Raw genomic sequence first — 2,642 nt, 5'->3', positions numbered from 1 at the left:
GTGATGCCGGCGCCGGCGCCGAAGCGCAGGACGGCCGCGCCCTCCCCGGATCCTCCGGCGACGCGGTCGATCCAGAAGGTGCGGATGCCGACGGCCAGCTCGCCCACCCCGCGGTCGGCGTCGACCCAGCCGATGCCGCCGCAGTAGGGGCCGCGGGGCGCGGTCTCCAGGTCGGAGATGATCCGCAGGGCGCTGGACTTGGGGGCGCCGGTGATCGAGCCGGCCGGGAAGGCGGCGTCGAGCAGTTCCGGCCAGCCGGCGCCCTCGCGCAGTTCGCCGCGGACCGTGGAGACGAGATGGACCAGGCCGGGGTGCTTCTCGACGGCGCACAGGTCGGGGACGGTGACGCTGCCGGTGGTGCAGACACGTCCGATGTCGTTGCGGACCAGGTCCACGATCATCACGTTCTCGGCGTAGTCCTTCTCCAGCAGCTCCGCCTCGGTGCGGGCGGTGCCCTTGATCGGGCCGGACTCGACGACCCGGCCGTCGCGGCGCAGGAAGAGCTCGGGGGACGCGGTGGCGATCTCCACTCCGTGCGCGGGCAGGCGAATCGTTCCGGCATACGGTGCCGGGTTGCCGCGGGCCAGGACGGCGGTCAGGGCGTCCACGTCGGCGTCGGGTGCCACGGGCGCGGAGAGCACCCGGCAGAGGTTCACCTGGTAGACCTCGCCGGTCGCGATGTGCTCGCGGATGCGCCGCACCCCCGCCGTGTACGCGGCGCGGTCGAGGGAGGACGTCCAGTCCCCGACGGCCGGGCCCCGCCAGGCCCCGGGCACGGGGGCCGGCACGGGCTCCCGCCGTACCTCGCGGAAGCGGGCGCAGGTCAGACGGCCCTCGTAGTCGGCGGCGACGGCCCAGAAACCGGTGGAGTCCAGGGCCGCGGGATCGCTGGTGACATCGGCCAGACCGGTGGCGACACGGTCACCGAACCGGGCGAGAGGAGCGAGATCGAGCACGCCGAGAAGTCTAGGGCGGGCCCCTTCCGCCGGCCCCGGGCGCGTCCTCTCCGGCGGCCCCGGCCCGGTCGTCTCCGGGCCCCGGCCGGGCCCGCGCACGGGCGCAGTGCAGCAGGCTGCGCAAACGTGTTTTTGTACTGGCCCCGGAATCCGCTAAAGTTCAACACGTCGCCGGGTCGCGTGAGCGAGCCGAAACGACAGGCGGACGTAGCTCAGTTGGTAGAGCGCAACCTTGCCAAGGTTGAGGTCGCGAGTTCGAGCCTCGTCGTCCGCTCGAGGAAGAGGGGATCCTCCGGTCCCCTCCGCTCCTGGTGGAGTGGCCGAGAGGCGAGGCAACGGCCTGCAAAGCCGTCTACACGGGTTCAAATCCCGTCTCCACCTCCAAGGACGATTAGCTCAGCGGGAGAGCGCTTCCCTGACACGGAAGAGGTCACTGGTTCAATCCCAGTATCGTCCACTGGATCTTCCGAGGATCCGCCCGCGCGATTAGCTCAGTGGGAGAGCGCTTCCCTGACACGGAAGAGGTCACTGGTTCAAATCCAGTATCGCGCACGCAGTGCCCATGATCCGCTCCCGGGCGCGATCGTGGTCCCGAGGACGATTAGCTCAGCGGGAGAGCGCTTCCCTGACACGGAAGAGGTCACTGGTTCAATCCCAGTATCGTCCACGCACCGGCAAGCCCCCGGCCGTCTCGTACGGCCGGGGGCTTGCCGCTGTTCCCGGAGGGGCTCCGCCGTCGCGCCCGTCCGGGGATGCTCAGCTGGAGAACAGCATGCGCCCGAAGCTCTTGTGCCGGCGGTGGCCGTAGTACCCGTGGCCGCCGTGCGGGGCGCCCCAGGCGGGAGCCTGCGGGGCGGCCGGGTAGGCCTGCGGAGCGGGCGGGGGCGGCGCGGGCTGGACCCACTGGGCCTCCAGGCGGGTCAGCGCCTCCAGTTCGCCGTAGTCGAGGAAGATGCCGCGGCAGCCGCTGCACTGCTCGATCTGAACGCCGTTGCGGTTGTGGGTGTGCATGGGCGCATGACACTTCGGACACTGCATCGTCGCCTCAACTCCTCGCCGGTCGTCACTGCTTCGGGTGTCGCAGGAACAGACTCCGTCCCGTCACGATCGGTTGCACCCTACGCCGCCGGTTCTCCCGGCACCCCGGCGGCCGGCTCCGGGGGGATGCCGCCCATGCGGTCGCAGGCGTCGACCACGGCCTGCTCGGTCTCGTCCAGCGGGCGGCCCGCCGCGGTCGCCTTGGCGACGGCCAGCGCGGCGGTCTGCACGGTGAGGGCGCGGGCCGGGACGTCCAGGGCGGGCCAGGGGTCGCCGTCCGCGGGGACGGCCGGGCCGCCGGCCGTGCGGTACGCGGTCAGGAAGCGGGTCCACTCCTCGGGCGCGAGCAGTCCGCAGGCGTACCAGGCCGCGGGGCGGCCCAGGTCCCAGGCGGGAACGCCGGTGCCGAGGTCGTCGACGTCGATGAGCAGCCAGGGGCCGTCCGGGGCGGGGTGGCGGACCAGCTGTCCGAGGTGGAGGTCGCCGTGGCAGAGGGTCCGGCGGTCCGGCATGGGCGCCTCGGCGCGGGCCCAGGCCGGCAGGCCCGCCCAGGCGCGCAGGACGGCGCGGGCGGCGGGACGGCCGGGGGCCGCGGCACGCAGCCGGGCGACGGCCCGGGCGGCCTTGACGGGACCCCGCATGGGGGGC

At 73.1% G+C, this 2,642-nt stretch carries 3 protein-coding genes and 5 tRNA genes; 5 read left to right on the top strand and 3 right to left on the bottom strand.

Annotated elements, in window-relative coordinates; translation table 11 throughout:
- The coding region (locus tag CCN35_RS13445) for a chorismate-binding protein (protein ID WP_086792797.1) at window positions 1–956 on the bottom strand (956 nt) is incomplete at its 3' end.
- Window positions 957–1,157: 201 nt separating this feature from the next.
- Here CCN35_RS13445 and CCN35_RS13440 point away from each other — a divergent pair.
- The 5 genes from CCN35_RS13440 (at window position 1,158) to CCN35_RS13420 (ending at window position 1,623) form a co-directional block, all read left to right on the top strand.
- Window positions 1,158–1,230, top strand: a tRNA-Gly gene (locus tag CCN35_RS13440).
- A gap of 36 nt (window positions 1,231–1,266) precedes the next feature.
- Window positions 1,267–1,340, top strand: a tRNA-Cys gene (locus CCN35_RS13435).
- Window position 1,341: 1 nt separating this feature from the next.
- A tRNA-Val gene (locus CCN35_RS13430) sits at window positions 1,342–1,413 on the top strand.
- Between the two features lie 23 nt (window positions 1,414–1,436).
- A tRNA-Val gene (locus tag CCN35_RS13425) sits at window positions 1,437–1,508 on the top strand.
- Window positions 1,509–1,551: 43 nt separating this feature from the next.
- A tRNA-Val gene (locus CCN35_RS13420) sits at window positions 1,552–1,623 on the top strand.
- A gap of 89 nt (window positions 1,624–1,712) precedes the next feature.
- Here the strand turns inward: CCN35_RS13420 and CCN35_RS13415 are convergent.
- Window positions 1,713–1,994: a TFIIB-type zinc ribbon-containing protein gene (locus CCN35_RS13415; RefSeq protein WP_079129993.1), complete on the bottom strand. Its 282-nt coding sequence runs from the start codon at window positions 1,992–1,994 to the stop codon at window positions 1,713–1,715.
- Between the two features lie 80 nt (window positions 1,995–2,074).
- A partial coding sequence (locus CCN35_RS13410) for a phosphotransferase family protein (protein ID WP_158100404.1) occupies window positions 2,075–2,642 on the bottom strand: 568 nt, incomplete at its 5' end.

Origin of the sequence: Streptomyces thermovulgaris, from assembly GCF_002155915.1 — a bacterium.
GTDB classification, from domain to species: Bacteria; Actinomycetota; Actinomycetes; order Streptomycetales; family Streptomycetaceae; genus Streptomyces; species Streptomyces thermovulgaris.
This window is presented reverse-complemented; position numbering and strand designations above follow the sequence as displayed.

Bases quoted from the DNA above. Each gene is read 5' to 3' on its own strand.
- CCN35_RS13415 (WP_079129993.1), bottom strand. From the start codon at position 1,994: ATGCAGTGTCCGAAGTGTCATGCGCCCATGCACACCCACAACCGCAAC.